Genomic DNA, 2,799 nt, shown 5'->3' with positions numbered 1-2,799 from the left:
TCACCGACGGCGATATCTGCCAGAGACGTCTCGGCAATCTCCGCCATATGGCTGGCACGTTCGTTGAATCCACCGAACTCGCCGCCATAACGCACCGGGCGACCCATCATATGGGCCAGTTCCGGCACGATCTCATCGTTCATGGCGCCAATGGCGGCCACACCCGCCATCACAAGATCGATCCGCTCCTGCACCGGACGAGCTGCCCATTCCGCCTGAGCAGCCCGAGCACGCGCCGCGGCCCTGAAAGCGGCCTCTCGCGACAACACTTCACGTTCGGCATAAACCGATCCGTCGATCGGCGAGACACATTTCAACATCTGCCCCATCTTCACTCCATTTCCGAAAGAAACAGGATCCCTGCTTCATCTGGCTAAAAATATCCCGGGGGGCCGCCGTTGGTGCGCCATTGGTTCGAGCACCAATGGGCGGCGGGGCTGGCCCCGCGCACCCCCCTCTCCAACTCAGCTGTTCATCGCCGCCCAGACGCGCGACGGGCTCACCGGCATGTCGATGTGATCGACAGCCTTGCCACCCGAGTTCATCGCGTCCAGAACCGCATTGACCACCGCAGGCGGTGAGCCAATGGCCCCGGCCTCACCACAGCCCTTCACACCCAGCGGGTTATGCGTGCACGGCGTCTGGCTGGAATGATCGACGCCATAGAACGGCACATCATCGGCGCGCGGCATGGCGTAATCCATGTAAGAGGCACTCAGCAGCTGACCATTCTCGTCATAAGCGCAGTTCTCCAACAGCGCCTGACCGATGCCCTGACCGATGCCGCCATGGACCTGACCATCCACGATCATCGGGTTGACGATATTGCCAAAGTCATCGGCGGCGGTGAAGGCCTCGATGGTGACCTTACCGGTCTCGGGGTCCAGCTCGACCTCGCAGGCATAGGCGCCCGAGGGGAAGGTAAAGTTGGCCGGGTCATAAAACGCGGTCTCCTCCAGCCCCGGCTCCACCTCCAGCGGGTAGTTATGCGGCACATAGGCCGTCAGGGTCACATCGCCCCAGGCCACCGACTTGTCGGTGCCTGCGACGCTGAACTGACCGTCCTTCAGCTCAATATCGGCCTCGGATGCTTCCAGCAGGTGGGCCGCGATCTTCTTGGCCTTGTCGATCACCTTCTCGGTGGCCTTGACCATGGCCGAGCCACAAACCGCAAGGCTGCGCGAACCATAGGTGCCCATGCCAAACGGGATCTTCGAGGTGTCGCCATGCACGATCTCGACCATCGACTCGTCGATCCCGATCATCTCGGCCACAACCTGCGGAAAGGCCGTCTCATGCCCTTGCCCATGACTGTGCGCACCGACCATGACGCTGATCGAACCGGTGGCATTCACCCGCACGGTGGCGGCGTCATAGAGACCCGCCCGGGCCCCCAGCATGCCAACGATGTTCGACGGAGCGATCCCGCACGCCTCGATATAGCAGTTGATGCCCAGACCCCGCAGCTTGCCCTTGGCCTCGCTTGCCGCACGCCGCGCGGCAAAGCCTGCCAGATCAGCAGCGGCCTCCAGCTTGTCCATGGTCCCGTGGTAATCCCCGGTGTCATAGGTCAGCGCCACTGGCGTGTCATAGGGGAACTGGGTGATGAAGTTCTGACGGCGCAGCGCAATCGGATCGACCCCCAGCTCGCGCGCGGCTTTGTCGATCACGCGCTCCAGTTGATAGGTCGCCTCGGGGCGGCCCGCGCCGCGATAGGCATCCACCGGCACCGTGTTGGTGAACATCGCCTTCACATTCACCTGAATGACCGGCGTGGTGTAATTCCCTGCCGCCAGCGTGCCATGCAGCCAGGTCGGAACCGAGCTGGCAAAGGTCGACAGATAGGCCCCCATATTGGCCAACGTATTGGTGCGCAGACCGATGAAGTTGTTCTCCGCATCCAGCGCCAGTTCGATCGTGGTCACGTGATCGCGGCCATGGGCGTCGGACATGAACGCCTCGGACCGGCTGGCCGACCACTTCACAGGCCGGTTGCAGGCTTTGGCGGCAAAGGTACAAAACGCCTCTTCCGCATAGTGGAAGATCTTGGTGCCAAAGCCACCGCCCACATCCGGGGCCACCACGCGCACCTTGTGTTCCGGCAGGCCCAGCACGAAGGCGCACATCAGCAGCCGGATCACATGCGGGTTCTGCGAGGTGGTATAGAGCGTATAATCCTCGGTCCCGCGGCTGTATTCCGCCACCGCCACGCGCGGCTCCATCGGGTTGGCAACCAGACGGTTGTTCACCAGATCCAGAGTGGTCACATGGGCCGCGCCCGCAAACACCTCATCGACCTTGGCATCATCGGTCTCGCCCAGCTGCCAGTCATAGCAGATGTTGTTCTTCAGATCGTCATGCACCAGCACAGCACCTTCCTGCGCGGCCGCCTTCATGTCGATCACCGCGGGCAGTTCCTCGATATCCACATCAATCGCCTCGGCCGCATCGCGCGCCTCAGCCAGGCTGTCGGCCACCACTGCGGCGATGGGATCGCCCACATGCCGCACTTTACCCTGCGCCAGAATGGGATGGGCCGGTTCCTGCATGGGCGCGCCATGCTTGTCCGTCACCTCCCAGCCGCAGGGGATGCCGCCCACCCCTTCAAAATCCTTGCCGGTGAATATCCGCACCACACCGGGCATGCCTTCGGCCGCCGAAGTGTCGATGCTGTTGATCTTGCCATGCGCGATATCCGAGCGCAGGAAATACACATAGGCCTGTCCAGCCACGTTGATGACGTCGGTGTAATTGCCCGCTCCGGTCAGAAAGCGCACGTCCTCGCGCCGCTTGGAACTG

2 protein-coding genes are annotated in these 2,799 nt (G+C 62.5%); both read right to left on the bottom strand.

The features are described 5' to 3' along the window. Nucleotides 1–329 (bottom strand): aldehyde dehydrogenase family protein (locus ACR0E6_RS20725; protein WP_480586860.1); only part of this gene is annotated, 329 nt, incomplete at its 3' end. 135 nt (nucleotides 330–464) lie between these two features. Next, nucleotides 465–2,799, bottom strand: a 2,335-nt coding sequence (locus ACR0E6_RS20720) for a xanthine dehydrogenase family protein molybdopterin-binding subunit (protein ID WP_480586857.1), incomplete at its 5' end; no start/stop codon positions are given.

It is taken from the genome of Ruegeria sp. AP12 (assembly GCF_056540025.1).
Note: the sequence above shows the minus strand (reverse complement) of the source record. Positions and strands in the feature narration are given on the sequence as shown.